Raw genomic sequence first — 16,540 nt, forward strand, 5'->3', positions numbered from 1 at the left:
GATGCGCCAAATCTGGAAATCCTTTCGAGCGCTGTATTTCGCCTCGCTGATGATGTTGATCGGCTCGGGCCTTCTTTCTACTTATCTGGCGTTGCGTCTGGCGGCCGACCATGTCGATGGACTGTGGGTCGGTGCGTTGATGGCGGCCAACTATTTTGGTCTGGTGCTGGGCGGCAAGATCGGTCACCGCCTGATTGCCCGGGTCGGGCACATCCGCGCTTACTCGGCGTGTGCCGGCATCGTCGGCGCGGCGGTGCTCGGCCATGGTCTGGTGGACTGGTTGCCGGCCTGGCTGGTGCTGCGGACGATTGTCGGTCTCGGCATGATGTGCCAGTACATGGTGATCGAGAGCTGGCTGAACGAGCAGGCCGACGCCAATCAGCGCGGCGTGGTGTTTAGCGGCTACATGATCGCTTCGTATCTGGGGCTGGTGCTCGGTCAGCTGATTCTGGTCATGCACCCGGGGTTGGGCCTGGAACTGCTGATGCTGGTCGCCCTGTGTTTTGCGTTGTGTCTGGTGCCAGTGGCGCTGACTCGACGGATTCACCCGGCGCCGCTGCATCCGGCGCCGATGGAGCCGCGCTTTTTCATCAAACGCGTGCCGCAGTCATTGAGTACGGTGCTCAGTGCCGGTTTGATCATCGGTTCGTTCTACGGTCTGGCGCCGCTCTATGCGTCGCAGCAGGGACTGTCCACCGAACAGGTCGGTCTGTTCATGGGTACCTGCATTTTTGCCGGGCTGCTGGTGCAGTGGCCGCTGGGCTGGTTGTCTGATCGTTATGACCGAGCCTTGTTGATCCGTTGCTTTGCCGGGTTTCTGGCGATGGCTGCCTTGCCACTGGCGATCCTGCCGCAGGTGCCGCTGGAGATTTTATTCGTCGTCGGCTTCCTGTGTTCGCTGGTGCAGTTCTGCCTGTATCCACTGGCCGTGGCGTTCTCCAACGACCATGTCGAAGGCGATCGGCGGGTATCGCTCACCGCGATGTTGCTGGTGACCTATGGGGTCGGCGCCAGCATCGGGCCGTTGCTGGCCGGTGTGTTGATGAAAATGTTCGGCAGCCAGAGCCTGTATGCGTTCTTCACCTTTTTCGCGCTGGTGCTGGTGTGGCGCATCCGGCCGAAAGCCGTGACCAATCTGCACCAGGTCGACGACGCACCGCTGCATCACGTGGCGATGCCGGACAGTATGTCCAGTTCGCCGCTGGTGGCGGCGCTCGATCCGCGGGTCGATGAGCAAGTGGTGCAGGAGCAGATGCAGACCACGGTTGCACCTGAACCGGCACCCGAGCCCGCCACTGAACCTGAATCACCTGTTGAGCCGGATGCCGGCAACGACAATCCTGCACCGGACATCAGTGGCGCCAGGCCTTGATCCTGAAAAAACACCAGGCATAAAAAACGGGCAGTCACCGCAAGGGACTGCCCGTTTTTCATGGTGCGTACGAATCAGAGGTCGTCTTTGTCGAAGCGCCGTGCTTCACGTTGCAACTGATAGACGAAACGCTCGACGTTGCGCGCTGCCGGGCCGCTGATGTTGTGAAAGCGCAGGCCGGCGAAGGTGATGTTGAGTTTTTCCTCGAAGTGCAGGTAACGCAACTCGACTGCCGCTGGCTGGTTGCCGAACAGTGGCGGAGCGATCAGGCGATCATAGACCTGACCCAGTTGCAGACGGTCGGTGATATCGCCTTCGAAACGCAGCTTGCAGCCGGTGGCGGAGATATCCAGCAGTTTGCCACCGATCGGTGACTTGAGCTTTTCGCCGCCGAGTTCGACGCTCACTAGATCGGTCAGCTTCAGTGCGGCACGGAAGGCGTTGCGGCGCTGGTGATAGACCACTTCGGTGGGCATCTCGCCGACATAGAAGCGATCACCGTCGGATTCCTTGATGTCCAGCGTGCCGTTGTATTCCCAGGCGATGCGCACGCCTTCGTGGAAGCCTTCGACCTTGAAGGATTCGCCAGCCAGCAGGAAGCGCTCGCCATCGCGCGGGATCATTTCGTCCAGGGCAATGGTGGTGGTTTCCCGGTCGACCTTGATCAGGTAGCTCTGGAAGCGCTGGCTGCGTTCGTGAAAGGTGATGATCAGCGGATCGTGGCTCTCTTGCAGCTGGCGCAGATTGCTGGAGATCTCCAGGGGCGTGGTAAGCACCTTTGGGGGCTGCGGAGCGTCATCATTGGACACGTTTAATCAATCTCCAGACAAAATTTGACTACGGCTGGCCAGTATTTTGCCAGCATGTATCGCGCGTTGATAGGGCGCAAGCATGGAAGAAAGCATCACGCCTGGCTGAGCGCGCGCGGTTTCTGCAGTTTGGAGAAGGTGCCACTGGCGTCATAGAGCGCGGGAGGCTCGCCGCCGGTAAGGATTTTCAGCTGGTTGGCCGTGGCGGCCTGCTGTATCACGATCGACTGGCCATTCTTGACGTTGGCCGCCTGGCACTGGGCGATCAGATCGGTCAGAACGTCGCTCTGACTCAGCAACTGATCGCCGATGCTCGACTGGCTGGCGAGTTGCTCCAGACCTTTACGGTCGAGCGACAGATTGAGGCTGGCGAGGATTTCGCTGCGCTTGCGGCCATGCTGCTCGAGCAGAATGATCAATGCCTGTTTGCGCGCCAGAATTTCTTCCAGCAGTGGCATGTCGCGACCATGCAAGGCGAGGGACTCGGATTGCAGTAACTCCAGCAATTGTTGAGCTGGAGCAAAGTCGTCGGTGATCAGTTGCAATAAAGTAGTGTCGTGCATGGCTGGCCTTGGGTTTTAAGCGTCCAAAAGCCTGGCGCAGGCCGAGGCCTAGCGCTGGGCTTCGAAGTTGAGCAGTTTGCTGGCTACACGGTTGCTGTCGACTTTATAGCTGCCATCGGCAATCGCTGCTTTCAACTCGGCCACACGGGCTTTGTCGACGGCAGGCTGATCGCGCAGCTTGTCAGTGACCTTCTGCAACTGTTGAGCCTCATTGCTGAGGTGTACCGATTCCCCGCTTTTTGCGGTACTGGCCTGATCGGCCGGGGTATTCAGCGGCGCGGAAGTGCCGGTTTCGGCGGTTTCCTTGGGCGCGCTGGTACGTGTACTGCCCGTAAGTGACGAGGAGCTGTTCAAACGGCTGAAATCGATGACCATGTTAAAAACCTCTGGGAATTTGGACGCTTGCCATGTTCTCGGCCATCCCCTGGAAAACTTTAGGCTCTTTTACCAATGAGCCTGCATGCGCCGCGCAGGTCCTGCTGCGGCACAGTTTAGGGAACCGCTCAGGTTGGCGCCAGTTTTCTGCGCGACCACTCACGAGGCTTTCCTGTCATCGCTCCAATCGTTGCTCACATTGCCACTTCCACTTGGCCCGGCGCCATGACCTGCGCCTTGATGACCCGTTGAGAATTGAGGTTTTTCACTCGAATCTGCTCTTTCAGGCCGCCGTTGGACAGGGCCTCGCCCGGCATGCGTACGGCGAGTGTGCCGCTGCGAGCCGTAATTACCACTTGATCCCCTTTGCGAACGACTTCCGCCTGTTCCAGGTGCACAAGGGTAATCACTTGGTCGGCGACCGTTGGTCGGGTCAATTTTTGCCCGATCGCCTCATCCACCGACGTCAGGAAACCCTGATTGATCTGGCTGACGTCATGTTCACGCAGTGTCACGTCCTGAGGCTCGATTATCCCTGCGCGCTTGAGGGGACGAGTGGTCGTCACAACCTCGCGAAACAGGCGGACTTGAGCGGGTACGAACACGGTCCAGGGGGAGGCGCCTTCGCAGCGGACCTTGACCGTTACACGACCCAAAGGACGCCCCGGACTCTCCAGGGATGCTGTCAATTCCTTGTCGCACATAGGCATGCGCATGCGCGGATCGAGCTGCTTGACCTCGATTTCATAACGCCCTTCTGTTTGACTGGTAGCCAGATAGTCTTCTACGGTGAATTCAAGAAAGCCCTGAGTGACGCCGATAAGCATGTCAGGCAAGGTAACCGCATCAGCAATGGCAGGGCTGCCCGCGAAAAACAGGCAAGCGGCGGACACCGCGCAAAGTCCTCTGCGAAGGGGGGATGTCAGGCGTCGGAAAAATGTCGTTTGAGTGTTCATAAGAGTTAAAAAGCAAGCGCCGTGCCGTTTAGCAATGAATGTGCGTCGCAACAACACTTGGCGTTGGTGTAGGAGTCTGGGCATGGCTGGTGTAATGGATTCGGTGAACCAGCGCACGCAACTGGTGGGGCAGAATCGCCTGGAGCTGTTGTTGTTCCGTCTCGACGGTCAACAGCTCTACGGGATCAACGTGTTCAAGGTTCGGGAAGTGCTGCAGTGCCCGCAACTGACGCTGATGCCCAAGTCCAGTCCTGTCGTGTGCGGGGTGGCGAATATCCGGGGGGCGACCATTCCGATCCTTGATCTGGCAATGGCGACCGGCTCCGGGGCGTTGAAAGACAAGAACAGTCCGTTCGTGATCATCACGGAATACAACACCAAGACCCAGGGTTTCCTGGTGCGCTCGGTGGAACGTATCGTCAACATGAACTGGGAAGAGATCCATCCGCCACCCAAGGGGACCGGTCGCGATCATTACCTGACCGCTGTGACTCGGGTGGACAATCAGTTAGTCGAAATCATCGACGTCGAGAAGGTGCTGGCGGAAGTCGCACCGACACCGGAAGCGATTTCGGTCGGCGTGGTGGATGTCGAGACCCAGAGCAAGGCATTGTCGTTGCGGGTGCTGACGGTCGATGACTCGTCGGTGGCGCGCAAGCAGGTGACACGTTGCCTGCAGACGGTCGGTGTCGAAGTGGTGGCGCTGAACGACGGCAAACAGGCGCTGGATTACCTGCGCAAGCTGGTCGATGAGGGCAAGAAGCCGGAAGAAGAGTTCCTGATGATGATCTCCGACATCGAAATGCCGGAGATGGACGGGTACACCCTGACGGCCGAAATCCGCAGCGACCCTCGCATGCAAAAGCTTCATATCATCCTGCATACTTCGTTGTCGGGTGTGTTCAACCAGGCGATGGTCAAGAAGGTCGGTGCCGATGACTTCCTGGCCAAATTCCGTCCTGATGACCTGGCATCCCGGGTAGTCGACCGGATCAAAGCAGCAGATATCAGCTAGGGACTTTCCGTCCCTGGCGGTCAACACGATTTAAGAGGCGGCATCATTTGTCTACGGGTAATTTGGATTTCGAACAGTTCCGGGTCTTCCTGGAAAAAGCCTGTGGCATTTTGCTCGGTGAAAACAAGCAGTACCTGGTCTCGAGCCGTCTCAACAAACTGATGGAGCAGCAAGGCATCAAGTCCCTGGGTGAGCTGGTACAGCGCATCCAGACCCAGCCGCGCAGCGGTTTGCGCGAGCAGGTGGTCGATGCCATGACGACCAACGAAACCCTGTGGTTTCGCGACACCTATCCGTTTGAAGTCTTGAAGAACAAGGTGCTGCCCGAGGCGATCAAGGCCAGCCCCAACCAGCGTCTGCGGATCTGGTCGGCGGCCTGCTCGTCGGGTCAGGAACCCTATTCGCTGTCGATGTCGATCGACGAGTTCGAGCGGACCAACATCGGTCAGTTGAAGATGGGCGTGCAGATTGTCGCCACGGATCTGTCCGGCAGCATGCTGACCAACTGCAAGACCGGCGAATACGACAGCCTGGCGATCGGTCGCGGTCTTTCCGCCGATCGTCTGCAGCGCTACTTCGACCCGAAAGGGCCGGGACGCTGGGCGATCAAGGCGCCGATCAAGAACCGGGTGGAATTTCGCTCGTTCAACTTGCTCGACAGCTACGCAAGCCTTGGCAAGTTCGACATCGTGTTCTGCCGCAACGTGCTGATCTACTTCTCCGCCGAGGTGAAGAAGGACATCCTGTTGCGTATTCACAGCACACTGAAACCGGGCGGTTATCTGTTCCTCGGCGCTTCCGAAGCGCTGAACGGTCTGCCGGATCATTACCAGATGGTCCAGTGCAGCCCGGGGATCATTTACCAGGCGAAGTGACTGGCACCGGCAACACAAAAAACGGGAGTCCTCAGGGACTCCCGTTTTTTTATGCCTGAGGTTTTTTGCGGGCGGCAAGCGGCAGAAAAGCGGCATCCGGCGGAAGCCCGTTGCCGCTTTTCTGGCATTGCCGCCTTGCCGATCCCCTGCAAAGCCCCGGAATCCGGGGCTTTTTAAAGCTGGCACGACGCTTGCTATAACCCTGTTACGAAAAACCCGGTCACCTGAAGGTTCCCGACATGAGCATCAGCTTCGATAAAGCGCTCGGAATTCACGAAAAAGCCCTGGGCTTCCGCGCCCAGCGTGCCGAAGTCCTGGCCAACAACATCGCCAACGCCGACACCCCGAACTACAAGGCTCGGGATCTGGATTTCTCCAAAGTGCTCGAAGCACAGAGCCAGAAGAACGCCAACGGCACCATCGCCCTGAACATGACCAACAGCCGTCACATCGAAGCTGAAGGCCTGGGCAATGGCGACGAGTCGCTGATGTATCGCACGCCGATGCAACCATCGATCGACCAGAACACCGTGGACGCCCAACTGGAACAGTCGAACTACGCGGAAAACGCCGTCGGCTTCCAGGCCAGCTTCACGCTGCTCAACAGCAAATTCAAAGGGCTGGTGTCAGCCCTGCGCGGAGAGTAATCCATGTCCCTGTCCAGCGTTTTCAACATTGCCGGCAGCGGCATGAGCGCCCAGACCACGCGTTTGAACACCGTGGCTTCGAACATCGCCAACGCCGAAACCGTCTCGTCGAGCATCGACCAGACCTATCGCGCCCGTCATCCGGTGTTCGCCACCATGTTCCAGGGCGGCCAGAGCGGCGGCAGCAACTCGCTGTTCCAGAACCAGGACGCCGCAGGCCAGGGCGTGCAGGTGCTCGGCGTGGTCGAAGACCAGAGCAACCTCGAAGCGCGCTATGAGCCGAACCATCCGGCCGCCGACGCCAAGGGCTACGTCTACTACCCGAACGTCAACGTGGTGGAAGAAATGGCCGACATGATTTCCGCGAGCCGGTCCTTCCAGACCAACGCCGAAATGATGAACACCGCCAAAACCATGATGCAGAAGGTACTGACCCTCGGTCAGTAATAAGGGGCGACTGCCATGAGTGTTACCGATACCACCAGCAGCCTGACGATGAACGACATACTGGCCAACTCTTCGAAGAAGACCAGTAGCACGACCACCGGCGGCATCGCTTCGGCTACCAACAGCGCCACCGGCGGCCAGGCCCTGGGCAAGGATGCGTTCCTGCAGTTGCTGGTGACCCAGCTGAAAAACCAGAACCCGCTCGACCCGCAGGACAACAGTGCATTCGTTGCCCAGCTGGCGCAGTTCAGCAGCCTCGAGGGGATCACCACCCTCAACAGCACCGTGAGTTCGCTGGCCGGCAACTACAACTCGTCGCAAGCCCTGCAGGCTTCGTCGCTGGTGGGTCGCAACGTGATCGTGCAGACCAACACTGTTCAGCTGGATGACCCGAGCAAAGGCATGACCGGTTCGGTCACCGTTCCGTCGTCGATCGCCGGCGGTACCGTCTCCATCACCGACAGCAGCGGCACGGTTGTTCGTACCCTCGATCTGGGCAGTCGCGCCGCAGGCAGCGCGAGCTTCACCTGGGACGGCAAGGACAAGGACGGCAACCTGGTGAAGACCGGTACTTATACCGTCAAGGCCAACGCCTCGATCAATGGCACCTCGACCGATATGGCGACCTACCTGCCGGCCACCGTCACCAGCGTGACGATCAGCCAGACCGGCGGCGAGCTGATGCTCAACCTGTCCGGCAAGGGCACCGTCGCCCTGTCCAAAGTACAAACCATTGGTATATAGAGCCGACTAACCGGCACAAAGGAGTGGAATATGTCTTTCAATATCGGCCTTAGCGGTCTCTATGCAGCCAACAAGCAACTGGACGTGACCGGCAACAACATCGCCAACGTCGCGACAGCCGGTTTCAAATCGTCCCGCGCGGAATTCGAAGACGTCTACTCGGCGACTCGCCTGGGCAGCGGCAGCAAGGTCATCGGCAACGGCGTGCGCCTGGCTAACGTTTCCCAGCAGTTCACCCAGGGTGACATCAACAACACCGGCAACGTGCTGGACATGGGGATCAACGGTTCCGGCTTCTTCACCCTGAGCAACAACGGTTCGGTGTCCTACACCCGTGCCGGTACGTTCAAGGTCGACAAGGACGGCTACATCACCAACACCGACTACACCTCGCGTCTGCAGGGTTACGGTGTGGATTCCAACGGCAAGATCATCAACGGCGTGTTGACCGACCTGAAGATCGATACCTCGAACCTGGCGCCGAAGTCCACCTCGCTGGTCACTTCGACCATCAACCTGAACTCGACCGCTCCGGTGATCGACGATACTGTGGCGGCCGGCAAATTCGACCCGACCAACACGGCGACCTACACCAAGTCGTTCAGTACTCCGATCTATGACAGCCAGGGCAACCAGCACACCATGGATCAATACATGGTCAAGACCGGCGCCAACACCTGGAAGGTCTACACCCTGGTGGACGGTCGTAACCCGGATGCTACCGGCAGTGATCCTAAGGTCACCGCACCAGTGGCTTCCACCATGACCTTCGACTCCACTGGCAAACTGACTCAGGTCAGCACTCCGCCAGCCACGATCAGCAGTGACCTGAAGCTCACTGGCTGGGTGCCCGGGACTGTGACCAATGGTGTCTGGTCTGCCAACGGTGCTTCGGCGAACCCGGCCGGCATCACCATCTCCATGGCCAAGACCACTCAGTACAACGCCGATACCGCGCGTTCGATTCCGACCCAGGATGGTTACGCCACCGGCCAGATCACCAACCTGACCATCGACGGTACCGGTACCCTGTTCGCCAACTTCAGCAACAACCAGAGCAAGGCCATCGGCCAGGTTGCGCTGGCCAGCTTCACCAACGAGCAGGGCCTGCAGCCTATCGGCGGTACCAGCTGGAAAGAGACTTTCGCTTCGGGTATCCCGGGCTACGATGCGCCGGAAACCGGTACCCTGGGTTCGGTCGTATCCAACTCGCTGGAAGAGTCGAACGTTAACCTGACCAACGAGCTGGTGGATCTGATCAAGGGCCAGAGCAACTATCAGGCGAACGCCAAGACCATCTCGACCCAGAGCACCATCATGCAGACCATCATTCAGATGACCTGATTTTTGGTTGTTCAAGGAGCCCCTCTTTTTGAGGGGCTTTTTTTTGTTTGGCGTGGCGTCCTTGGAGACGACCATGCTTTGGTTGATTGGGTGAATATCCGTTGCTTTGGGTGCTGCCGCTGGCGGTTTCGCTCTTACAGCGACTCACTTTTGCAGACGCCCAAAAGTAAGCAAAACGCTGGGCCCCGGCGTTCGGCACCTCGCCTAGGCTCGGTGTTCCTTCGTTCCGGGATTCATCCGGGGGCATCGCCTCCGGTTTGCTTCGCTACACCTCCTCTCGATGTGTTCGACTCCGTCGAACGGCGCTGCGCGCCCACCCCCGGATAAATCCCTCCACTCAGCCTGCCGAAGGGGCCGGCACGTCAAAAGCTGTACTCGAGCTAACGCTCATCGTGTTGAGTGGTGGAGAGCGAAAGCCAAAGCCAAAGCCAAAGCCAAAGCCAAAGCCGAGGCAGGAGTAGGAGTGGAGGCAGAAGAAGCTGAGTTGCATGGCATGTGTTTTAAACCCCGAGTTCACCTCGGTATTTCACGTCGGCGTACCTCTACCAAACACCTCGGTCAGTCCCCTCTCCCTTCGGGAGAGGGTTAGGGTGGGGGGGCTTTTGATTTTTTTTCGCGGCCAAAAGAAAACCCCCGACAAACCAGAAGTCTGTCGGGGGCTTCTCGATCAGGCGTTTCGCAACGCCTGATTCAGCTCAGCTTATTGGCAAGCTTCGCAATCCGGCTCGTCGATGGCGCAGGCCTTCGGTACCGGAGCAGGGCCGGCTGGCGCTGCCAGGACCGAATCGTCACCGTGGTTGCCGCCGCTGGAAACAGCGTTCAGCTTGCCGGTGTTGATGGTCGACTTCTCGGTGCTGGTCGCAGCCAGGGCACGGAGGTAGTAGGTGGTTTTCAGACCACGGTACCAGGCCATGCGGTAGGTCACGTCCAGCTTCTTGCCCGATGCGCCGGCGATGTACAGGTTCAGCGACTGGGCCTGGTCGATCCACTTCTGACGACGGCTGGCGGCGTCAACGATCCACTTGGTGTCCACTTCGAACGCGGTCGCGTAGAGCTCTTTGAGTTCTTGCGGGATGCGCTCGATCTGCTGAACCGAACCGTCGTAGTACTTCAGATCGTTGATCATGACCGAGTCCCACAGACCACGAGCCTTCAGGTCGCGAACCAGGTACGGGTTGATCACGGTGAATTCGCCCGACAGGTTCGATTTCACGTACAGGTTCTGGTAGGTCGGTTCGATCGACTGCGATACGCCGGTGATGTTGGCGATGGTCGCGGTCGGTGCGATGGCCATGATGTTCGAGTTACGGATGCCTTTCTGTACACGGGCGCGAACCGGTGCCCAGTCCAGGGACTCGGTCAGGTCGACGTCGATGTACTTCTGGCCACGTGCTTCGATCAGGATCTGTTGCGAATCCAGTGGCAGTACGCCTTTGGACCACAGCGAACCCTGGAACGTCTCGTACGAGCCGCGCTCGTCGGCCAGGTCGCAGGAAGCCTGGATCGCGTAGTAGCTGACCGCTTCCATGGACTTGTCGGCGAACTCGACGGCAGCGTCGGAACCGTAAGGGATGTGCTGCAGGTACAGCGCGTCCTGGAAGCCCATGATGCCCAGGCCGACCGGACGGTGACGGAAGTTGGAGTTCTTCGCCTGCGGTACCGAGTAGTAGTTGATGTCGATCACGTTGTCGAGCATGCGAACGGCTACGTCGATGGTGCGCTTGAGCTTGGCGGTGTCCAGCTTGCCGTCGACGATGTGGTTCGGCAGGTTGATCGAGCCCAGGTTGCAGACCGCGATTTCGTCCTTGTTGGTGTTCAAGGTGATCTCGGTGCACAGGTTCGAGCTGTGAACCACGCCGACGTGCTGCTGCGGGCTACGCAGGTTGCACGGGTCTTTGAAAGTCAGCCATGGGTGGCCGGTTTCGAACAGCATCGACAGCATCTTGCGCCACAGGTCTTTGGCCTGGATGGTCTTGAACAGCTTGATCTTGCCCGGGTACTCGGTCAGGGCTTCGTAGTACTCGTAGCGCTCTTCGAAGGCCTTGCCGGTCAGGTCGTGCAGGTCCGGTACTTCGGACGGCGAGAACAGGGTCCACTTGCCGTCATCGAAGACACGCTTCATGAACAGGTCGGGGATCCAGTTGGCGGTGTTCATGTCGTGGGTACGACGACGGTCATCACCGGTGTTCTTGCGCAGCTCGATGAACTCTTCGATGTCCATGTGCCAGGTTTCCAGGTAGGCACACACAGCGCCTTTGCGCTTGCCACCCTGGTTAACGGCAACGGCGGTGTCGTTCACGACTTTCAGGAACGGAACAACGCCCTGGGACTTGCCGTTGGTGCCCTTGATGTACGAACCCAGTGCACGCACCGGCGTCCAGTCGTTGCCCAGGCCGCCGGCGAATTTCGACAGCATGGCGTTGTCGTGGATCGCGTGGTAGATGCCCGACAGGTCATCCGGAACGGTGGTCAGGTAGCAGCTCGACAGCTGTGGACGCAGGGTACCGGCGTTGAACAGGGTCGGGGTCGAAGCCATGTAGTCGAACGAGGACAGCAGGTTGTAGAACTCGATCGCACGGTCTTCTTTCTGCTTCTCTTCGATCGCCAGGCCCATGGCCACGCGCATGAAGAAGATCTGTGGCAGTTCGAATCGCACGCCATCCTTGTGGATGAAGTAGCGGTCGTACAGGGTCTGCAGGCCCAGGTAGGTGAATTGCTGGTCGCGCTCATGGTTGATCGCCTTGCCCAGTTTTTCCAGGTCGAAGGAGGCCAGCACAGGGTTCAGCAGTTCGAACTCGATACCTTTGGCGACGTAGGCCGGCAGTGCCTTGGCGTACAGGTCGGCCATCTCGTGGTGGGTCGCGCTCTCGGCGACGCCCAGGAAGCCCAGGCCTTCGGCACGCAGGGTGTCCATCAGCAGGCGGGCGGTCACGAACGAGTAGTTCGGCTCACGCTCGACCAGGGTACGCGCGGTCATCACCAGTGCGGTGTTGACGTCGTTCAGGGCCACGCCGTCGTACAGGTTCTTCAGCGTTTCGCGCTGGATCAGGTCGCCGTCGACTTCAGCCAGACCTTCGCAGGCTTCGGTGACGATGGTGTTCAGACGTCCCATGTCCAGCGGCGCGAGGCTGCCGTCGGCGCGGGTGATGCGGATCGACGGGTGCGCCTGAACCGGAGCATCGGCGGTGGTGCGGGTGGCGCGTTCCTTGGAACGGGCGTCGCGGTAGATCACGTAATCGCGAGCCACTTTCTGCTCGCCGGCACGCATCAGGGCCAGTTCAACCTGGTCCTGGATTTCTTCGATGTGGATGGTGCCGCCCGATGGCATGCGACGCTTGAAGGTCGCGGTGACCTGTTCGGTCAGGCGGGCAACGGTGTCGTGGATTCGCGACGAAGCGGCAGCGGTGCCGCCCTCAACTGCGAGAAACGCTTTGGTGATAGCGACGGTGATCTTGTCATCGGTGTAAGGAACGACAGTGCCATTACGCTTGATCACACGCAGTTGACCAGGCGCGGTGGCAGCCAGATCCGAATTCGAATCGGCGGCCTGCGGCAAGGTGCCCTGCGGGTTCTCGCGAGTTGTGTCGGTTTGCATGGGTGTCTCCACGTTCTCTATGTTTGTTTGGGCACCATCACGGTGCCCACCGTTCCGTCCTGAAGCACTACGACCGGCCAGCGCCGGGTAACGACTTCGGGACAGTTCAGGAAGTGGGCCTTGTGGGCGCCGCTTCCATGCCGAAGTCTTCGGTTCGCGCGATACGCGTGAAACCGCATTCCTTTCGGGGAGCAGTTTCGCCACTGCAACACCCGTACCGTTTACGCCGTGATCGGCTGAAAAACGGTAGCCATCCGCAGGCGCGGTTTGGGCTTCTGAAAATACGTTTGGTTCAACCTGACAATGGCAATAAAAAGCCTTGAATTCACTGTCCGGTTTGTGTTTGGTTTTTGGCGCGAACCCCTACATGTAGGGTTTTTTTTGGCGCGGGCTACAAGATAATGCGTTTTGGGGGGCGATTGCAACGCAAAGCCTGTGGATAACCCTGTGCGTAAATTGTGTGCGAAACAGGGAAAGCCTTTGTAGGCCGTGAACCTGCTGAGCTAGACCGTTTGTCACTGTTTTTTCGCCGGGAAAAACGCTTCAGCGGATTTTTAAGGGCGCGAACCCTATCACAGAAAACAGCCTTGTCCGAACGCATTTACCGACTTGTGTTCTCGTTGTACGCCGTTTATACAATCGGCCCTGACACACGCATTCTTATCCTCCTTAAAGATGACAAAAAGACGGGAGGATCCTTCCTTTATTCGCAGCATCGGCAAACAGAGGTCACCCGTGGAGCAAGAAGCCTGGCAGGTATTGATAGTCGAGGACGACCAGCGTCTGGCCGAACTGACCCGCGAATACCTGCAAGCCAATGGATTGCAGGTGGAGATCGAAGGCAACGGGGCGCTGGCGGCGGCGCGGATCATCAAGGAACAGCCGGATCTGGTGATCCTCGACCTGATGCTCCCCGGTGAAGATGGCCTGAGCATCTGCCGCAAGGTGCGCGACCAGTACGACGGGCCGATCCTCATGCTGACCGCGCGCACCGACGACGCCGACCAGATCCTCGGCCTCGACATCGGTGCCGATGATTACGTGTGCAAACCGGTTCGCCCGCGACTGTTGCTGGCGCGCATCCAGGCATTGTTGCGACGCAGTGATGCACCGGAGCCGGCGTCGGGCAAACCACGCCGTCTGCAATTCGGCCCGCTGGTGGTCGACAACGCCTTGCGCGAAGCCTGGCTGAGCGACAGCGGCATCGAGTTGACCAGCGCCGAATTCGATCTGCTGTGGCTGCTGGTGTCCAACGCCGGACGCATCCTGTCCCGGGAAGAAATCTTCACCGCGTTGCGCGGCATCGGCTACGACGGCCAGGACCGTTCGATCGATGTACGCATCTCGCGCATCCGTCCGAAGATTGGCGATGACCCTGATCATCCGCGCCTGATCAAGACCGTGCGCAGCAAGGGTTATCTGTTCGTGCCTGAAGCCTGCGTAGAACTGCCGCTGTGAATTCGATCTTTCTGCGCATCTACGGCGGCATGTGTGCGGCACTGATTCTGGTGGCGGTGCTCGGTGTGCTGGCGTTGCACTTGCTCAATCAGGTGCGCAGCGAGCAATACCGCGAGCGCCTGGCCCACGGCACGTTTTCCCTGATGGCCGACAACCTGCAACCGATGAACGATACCGAGCGCCACCGCGCCTTGCTGGTATGGGAACGATTGCTGGGGATTCCGCTGACGTTGAAGAAGTTCACCCAGACCGATCTCGATCTGACCCAGCGCACCCGCGTGCAGCGCGGCCAGGCCTTGGTCGAGCAGACCGGGCCGCATGCGGCAAAGGTCTACCGTTTGGTCAGCGACAAGGAACAGCTTGTGCTGGTGGGCGAGGTGCAGCAGATCAGCGAGCAACTGGCCCGGGCGACCATCTACCTGTTGGCCGATGAACTGGTGCGGGTGCCGGTGGGCGAGCAGCCCAAACGCCTCGCGCAACTAAAGGAAGAGAAGGGGTTCGGCTTCGATCTGCGGCTGGTCACTGTGAACGAGGCCGACATGGATGAAGACCAGAGCCGTCGCGTGTCGGAGGGCGATACGGTGATGGCACTGGGCAAGGGCGGTGATTCGATCCGGGTGTTCGCCGGGATGGTCGGCACGCCGTGGGTGCTGGAAATCGGCCCGCTCTATCAGATGAATCCGTACCCGCCGCAATGGCTGGTGCTGATTGCCGCATTGGGTCTGACCCTGATCGGTCTCATCGTCTATTTATTGGTGCGTCAGCTGGAACGGCGTTTGCGCGGTCTCGAAGCCGCCGCTACCCGCATTGCCAAAGGCAGTCTGGAAACCCGGGTGCCGGCGCGAGGGGCCGACTCGGTGGGCAGACTGGCGGCGGCGTTCAACGGCATGGCCGAGCATCTGCAGCAGTTGCTGGCGATCCAGCGTGAGCTGGTGCGCGCGGTATCTCACGAGCTGCGAACGCCGGTGGCGCGCCTGCGCTTCGGTCTGGAAATGATCGGCTCGGCCACCACCCCGCAAGCACTGGAAAAGTACCGCGAGGGCATGGACCACGACATCGAGGACCTCGATAAGCTGGTGGACGAAATGCTCACCTATGCACGGCTGGAGCAGGGCTCGCCGGCGCTGACCTTCCAGCGCATCGATCTCGACGCACTGGTCAATCAGGTGATCGAAGAGCTGGCGCCACTGCGTGCCGACGTCACGGTGCAACGCGGCTTGTGCCTGTCGGCGGCTGATTGCGACGATGCCTGGGTCGAGGCCGAGCCGCGTTACCTGCATCGGGCTCTGCAGAATCTCGTGGGCAACGCCATGCGCCATGCGCGCTCGAAGGTCACGGTCAGTTATCAGGTCGGGCAGATGCGTTGCCGGGTGGATGTCGAGGACGACGGTCCCGGTGTGCCGGAAAGTGCCTGGGAGAAAATCTTCACGCCCTTTCTGCGGCTGGACGACAGCCGTACGCGGGCGTCTGGCGGACACGGCTTGGGATTGTCGATTGTGCGGCGGATCATTCATTGGCATGACGGCCGGGCGCTGATCGGCAAGAGCAAGAGTCTGGGCGGGGCGTGTTTCAGTCTGAGCTGGCCGCGGAATCAGGAGCGGCGTTGAAACCGCTCAAACCTGAATGCTGACCAGGCTCAACAACTGCCCGTCGTGTACCCCGAACTGTGCATCCAGCTCGGTCCCGTTGCGCCATTCGCTGGACAGGTCCGTCAGCAGGCGCAGCCTCGCATGACCTTGCTCGGTCCATTCGAGCATTTCGGCGTGCTCGAAATAGAAACGTTTCTGGACGATCGGGTACAGCGCCTTGAACAGGCTTTCCTTCACCGAAAACGTCAGCGTCACCCAGAGCGCCAGTTGATCGCGGGCGCCGGCGGCCATGCGCTGCATTTCCGCTGGTGTGAGGATTTCCCCGGCCAGGCGCTCGGCCCGTTCGGCGTTGAGCAGGTTTTCCATATCCATGCCCAGCCCGCGCCAGTGTTGCTTGTTGGCGACAATCGCGGCTGCCCGGCCGGTGCTGTGGGTGATCGAGCCGCAAATATGTGCCGGCCATACCGGTGCGCGATCCTCGCCAATCGCCGGGACACTGCTTGACCCTTCCAGTTTTTGCAGCGCGGCCCGGGCGCAGATACGCCCGGCGAGAAACTCCGCCTGACGCTTGGCCACCGAGCGCTGGATGCTCGGCGGCGGCTCGATGGCGCTGCGGCGGAAATCATCGCCGAGCAACTGCGACGGGTCGAAATGGGTGCTCAGCAGCACGGTGTCCGGCAGCACGATCGGCAATGGCCAATGGGCATCGAGCGGGGTGCAGCAAGCTGGGAGGAGGGGGCTGGAATTCATG

15 protein-coding genes are annotated in these 16,540 nt (G+C 59.7%); 9 read left to right on the forward strand and 6 right to left on the reverse strand.

What is annotated here, in order from left to right:
* Position 1 precedes the first annotated feature (1 nt).
* Entirely contained in the window at positions 2 to 1,372 is a 1,371-nt protein-coding gene (locus CAF87_RS01755) for an MFS transporter (RefSeq protein WP_085730392.1), read from the forward strand.
* Between the two features lie 74 nt (positions 1,373 to 1,446).
* Here CAF87_RS01755 and CAF87_RS01760 read toward each other — a convergent pair whose 3' ends face one another.
* From CAF87_RS01760 to flgA, 4 genes are all read right to left on the reverse strand, one after another.
* Positions 1,447 to 2,181 (reverse strand): flagellar brake protein, encoded by a 735-nt coding sequence (locus tag CAF87_RS01760; protein WP_085730393.1) that lies wholly within the window; start codon positions 2,179 to 2,181, stop codon positions 1,447 to 1,449.
* Between the two features lie 95 nt (positions 2,182 to 2,276).
* A complete protein-coding gene (locus CAF87_RS01765; RefSeq protein ID WP_085730394.1) occupies positions 2,277 to 2,744 on the reverse strand; it encodes a flagella synthesis protein FlgN in 468 nt (155 codons plus the stop codon).
* Between the two features lie 48 nt (positions 2,745 to 2,792).
* Positions 2,793 to 3,119, reverse strand: coding sequence for a flagellar biosynthesis anti-sigma factor FlgM (gene flgM, locus CAF87_RS01770; protein ID WP_085730395.1), 327 nt, complete (start codon positions 3,117 to 3,119; stop codon positions 2,793 to 2,795).
* A 194-nt stretch (positions 3,120 to 3,313) separates the two neighbouring features.
* On the reverse strand, positions 3,314 to 4,075 hold the full coding sequence (gene flgA, locus CAF87_RS01775) for a flagellar basal body P-ring formation chaperone FlgA (RefSeq protein ID WP_085730396.1): 762 nt from the start codon (positions 4,073 to 4,075) through the stop codon (positions 3,314 to 3,316).
* Between the two features lie 82 nt (positions 4,076 to 4,157).
* Between flgA and CAF87_RS01780 the strand changes: the two genes are divergently transcribed.
* The 6 genes from CAF87_RS01780 to flgE all read left to right on the forward strand — a co-directional run bounded on the left by CAF87_RS01780 (position 4,158) and on the right by flgE (position 9,147).
* Positions 4,158 to 5,090 (forward strand): chemotaxis protein CheV, encoded by a 933-nt coding sequence (locus tag CAF87_RS01780; RefSeq protein WP_007960326.1) that lies wholly within the window; start codon positions 4,158 to 4,160, stop codon positions 5,088 to 5,090.
* 47 nt (positions 5,091 to 5,137) lie between these two features.
* Positions 5,138 to 5,965: a protein-glutamate O-methyltransferase CheR gene (gene cheR, locus CAF87_RS01785; protein ID WP_085730397.1), complete on the forward strand. Its 828-nt coding sequence runs from the start codon at positions 5,138 to 5,140 to the stop codon at positions 5,963 to 5,965.
* A gap of 239 nt (positions 5,966 to 6,204) precedes the next feature.
* Positions 6,205 to 6,612, forward strand: a complete 408-nt coding sequence (gene flgB, locus CAF87_RS01790; protein ID WP_025112931.1) for a flagellar basal body rod protein FlgB — start codon at positions 6,205 to 6,207, stop codon at positions 6,610 to 6,612.
* Between the two features lie 3 nt (positions 6,613 to 6,615).
* On the forward strand, positions 6,616 to 7,059 hold the full coding sequence (flgC, locus tag CAF87_RS01795; protein WP_054593596.1) for a flagellar basal body rod protein FlgC: 444 nt from the start codon (positions 6,616 to 6,618) through the stop codon (positions 7,057 to 7,059).
* Between the two features lie 15 nt (positions 7,060 to 7,074).
* The gene (gene flgD, locus CAF87_RS01800; RefSeq protein ID WP_085730398.1) at positions 7,075 to 7,803 is read left to right on the forward strand and encodes a flagellar hook assembly protein FlgD; all 729 of its coding nucleotides are present in this window, start codon (positions 7,075 to 7,077) and stop codon (positions 7,801 to 7,803) included.
* Positions 7,804 to 7,833: 30 nt separating this feature from the next.
* Positions 7,834 to 9,147, forward strand: coding sequence for a flagellar hook protein FlgE (gene flgE / locus CAF87_RS01805; protein WP_085730399.1), 1,314 nt, complete (start codon positions 7,834 to 7,836; stop codon positions 9,145 to 9,147).
* Positions 9,148 to 9,847: 700 nt separating this feature from the next.
* Here the strand turns inward: flgE and CAF87_RS01810 are convergent.
* Entirely contained in the window at positions 9,848 to 12,742 is a 2,895-nt protein-coding gene (locus CAF87_RS01810; RefSeq protein ID WP_085730400.1) for a ribonucleoside-diphosphate reductase subunit alpha, read from the reverse strand.
* A gap of 735 nt (positions 12,743 to 13,477) precedes the next feature.
* On the opposite strand from CAF87_RS01810, the gene CAF87_RS01815 reads away from it, so the two are divergent.
* Entirely contained in the window at positions 13,478 to 14,200 is a 723-nt protein-coding gene (locus tag CAF87_RS01815; RefSeq protein WP_085730401.1) for a response regulator, read from the forward strand.
* Complete coding sequence (locus CAF87_RS01820) at positions 14,197 to 15,807, forward strand: ATP-binding protein (protein WP_085730402.1); 1,611 nt, start codon at positions 14,197 to 14,199, stop codon at positions 15,805 to 15,807. Before CAF87_RS01815 ends, CAF87_RS01820 begins: the two co-directional genes overlap by 4 nt.
* 6 nt (positions 15,808 to 15,813) lie before the next feature.
* Here the strand turns inward: CAF87_RS01820 and CAF87_RS01825 are convergent, their stop codons facing one another.
* A complete protein-coding gene (locus CAF87_RS01825; RefSeq protein WP_085730403.1) occupies positions 15,814 to 16,539 on the reverse strand; it encodes a 4'-phosphopantetheinyl transferase in 726 nt (241 codons plus the stop codon).
* Between the last annotated feature and the right edge of the window lies 1 nt (position 16,540).

Origin of the sequence: Pseudomonas sp. R38(2017) (genome assembly GCF_002112395.1) — a bacterium.
In the GTDB taxonomy this organism is placed as follows: Bacteria; Pseudomonadota; Gammaproteobacteria; order Pseudomonadales; family Pseudomonadaceae; genus Aquipseudomonas.

What these genes read in the sequence shown, in the direction of transcription:
- CAF87_RS01755 (WP_085730392.1), top strand. Translation starts at nt 2, where the DNA reads ATGCGCCAAATCTGGAAATCCTTTCGAGCGCTGTATTTCGCCTCGCTG.
- CAF87_RS01765 (WP_085730394.1), bottom strand. Translation starts at nt 2,744, where the DNA reads ATGCACGACACTACTTTATTGCAACTGATCACCGACGACTTTGCTCCA.
- flgM (WP_085730395.1), bottom strand. Translation starts at nt 3,119, where the DNA reads ATGGTCATCGATTTCAGCCGTTTGAACAGCTCCTCGTCACTTACGGGC.
- flgA (WP_085730396.1), bottom strand. Translation starts at nt 4,075, where the DNA reads ATGAACACTCAAACGACATTTTTCCGACGCCTGACATCCCCCCTTCGC.
- CAF87_RS01780 (WP_007960326.1), top strand. Translation starts at nt 4,158, where the DNA reads ATGGCTGGTGTAATGGATTCGGTGAACCAGCGCACGCAACTGGTGGGG.
- flgB (WP_025112931.1), top strand. Translation starts at nt 6,205, where the DNA reads ATGAGCATCAGCTTCGATAAAGCGCTCGGAATTCACGAAAAAGCCCTG.
- flgC (WP_054593596.1), top strand. Translation starts at nt 6,616, where the DNA reads ATGTCCCTGTCCAGCGTTTTCAACATTGCCGGCAGCGGCATGAGCGCC.
- flgD (WP_085730398.1), top strand. Translation starts at nt 7,075, where the DNA reads ATGAGTGTTACCGATACCACCAGCAGCCTGACGATGAACGACATACTG.
- flgE (WP_085730399.1), top strand. Translation starts at nt 7,834, where the DNA reads ATGTCTTTCAATATCGGCCTTAGCGGTCTCTATGCAGCCAACAAGCAA.
- CAF87_RS01810 (WP_085730400.1), bottom strand. Translation starts at nt 12,742, where the DNA reads ATGCAAACCGACACAACTCGCGAGAACCCGCAGGGCACCTTGCCGCAG.
- CAF87_RS01825 (WP_085730403.1), bottom strand. Translation starts at nt 16,539, where the DNA reads ATGAATTCCAGCCCCCTCCTCCCAGCTTGCTGCACCCCGCTCGATGCC.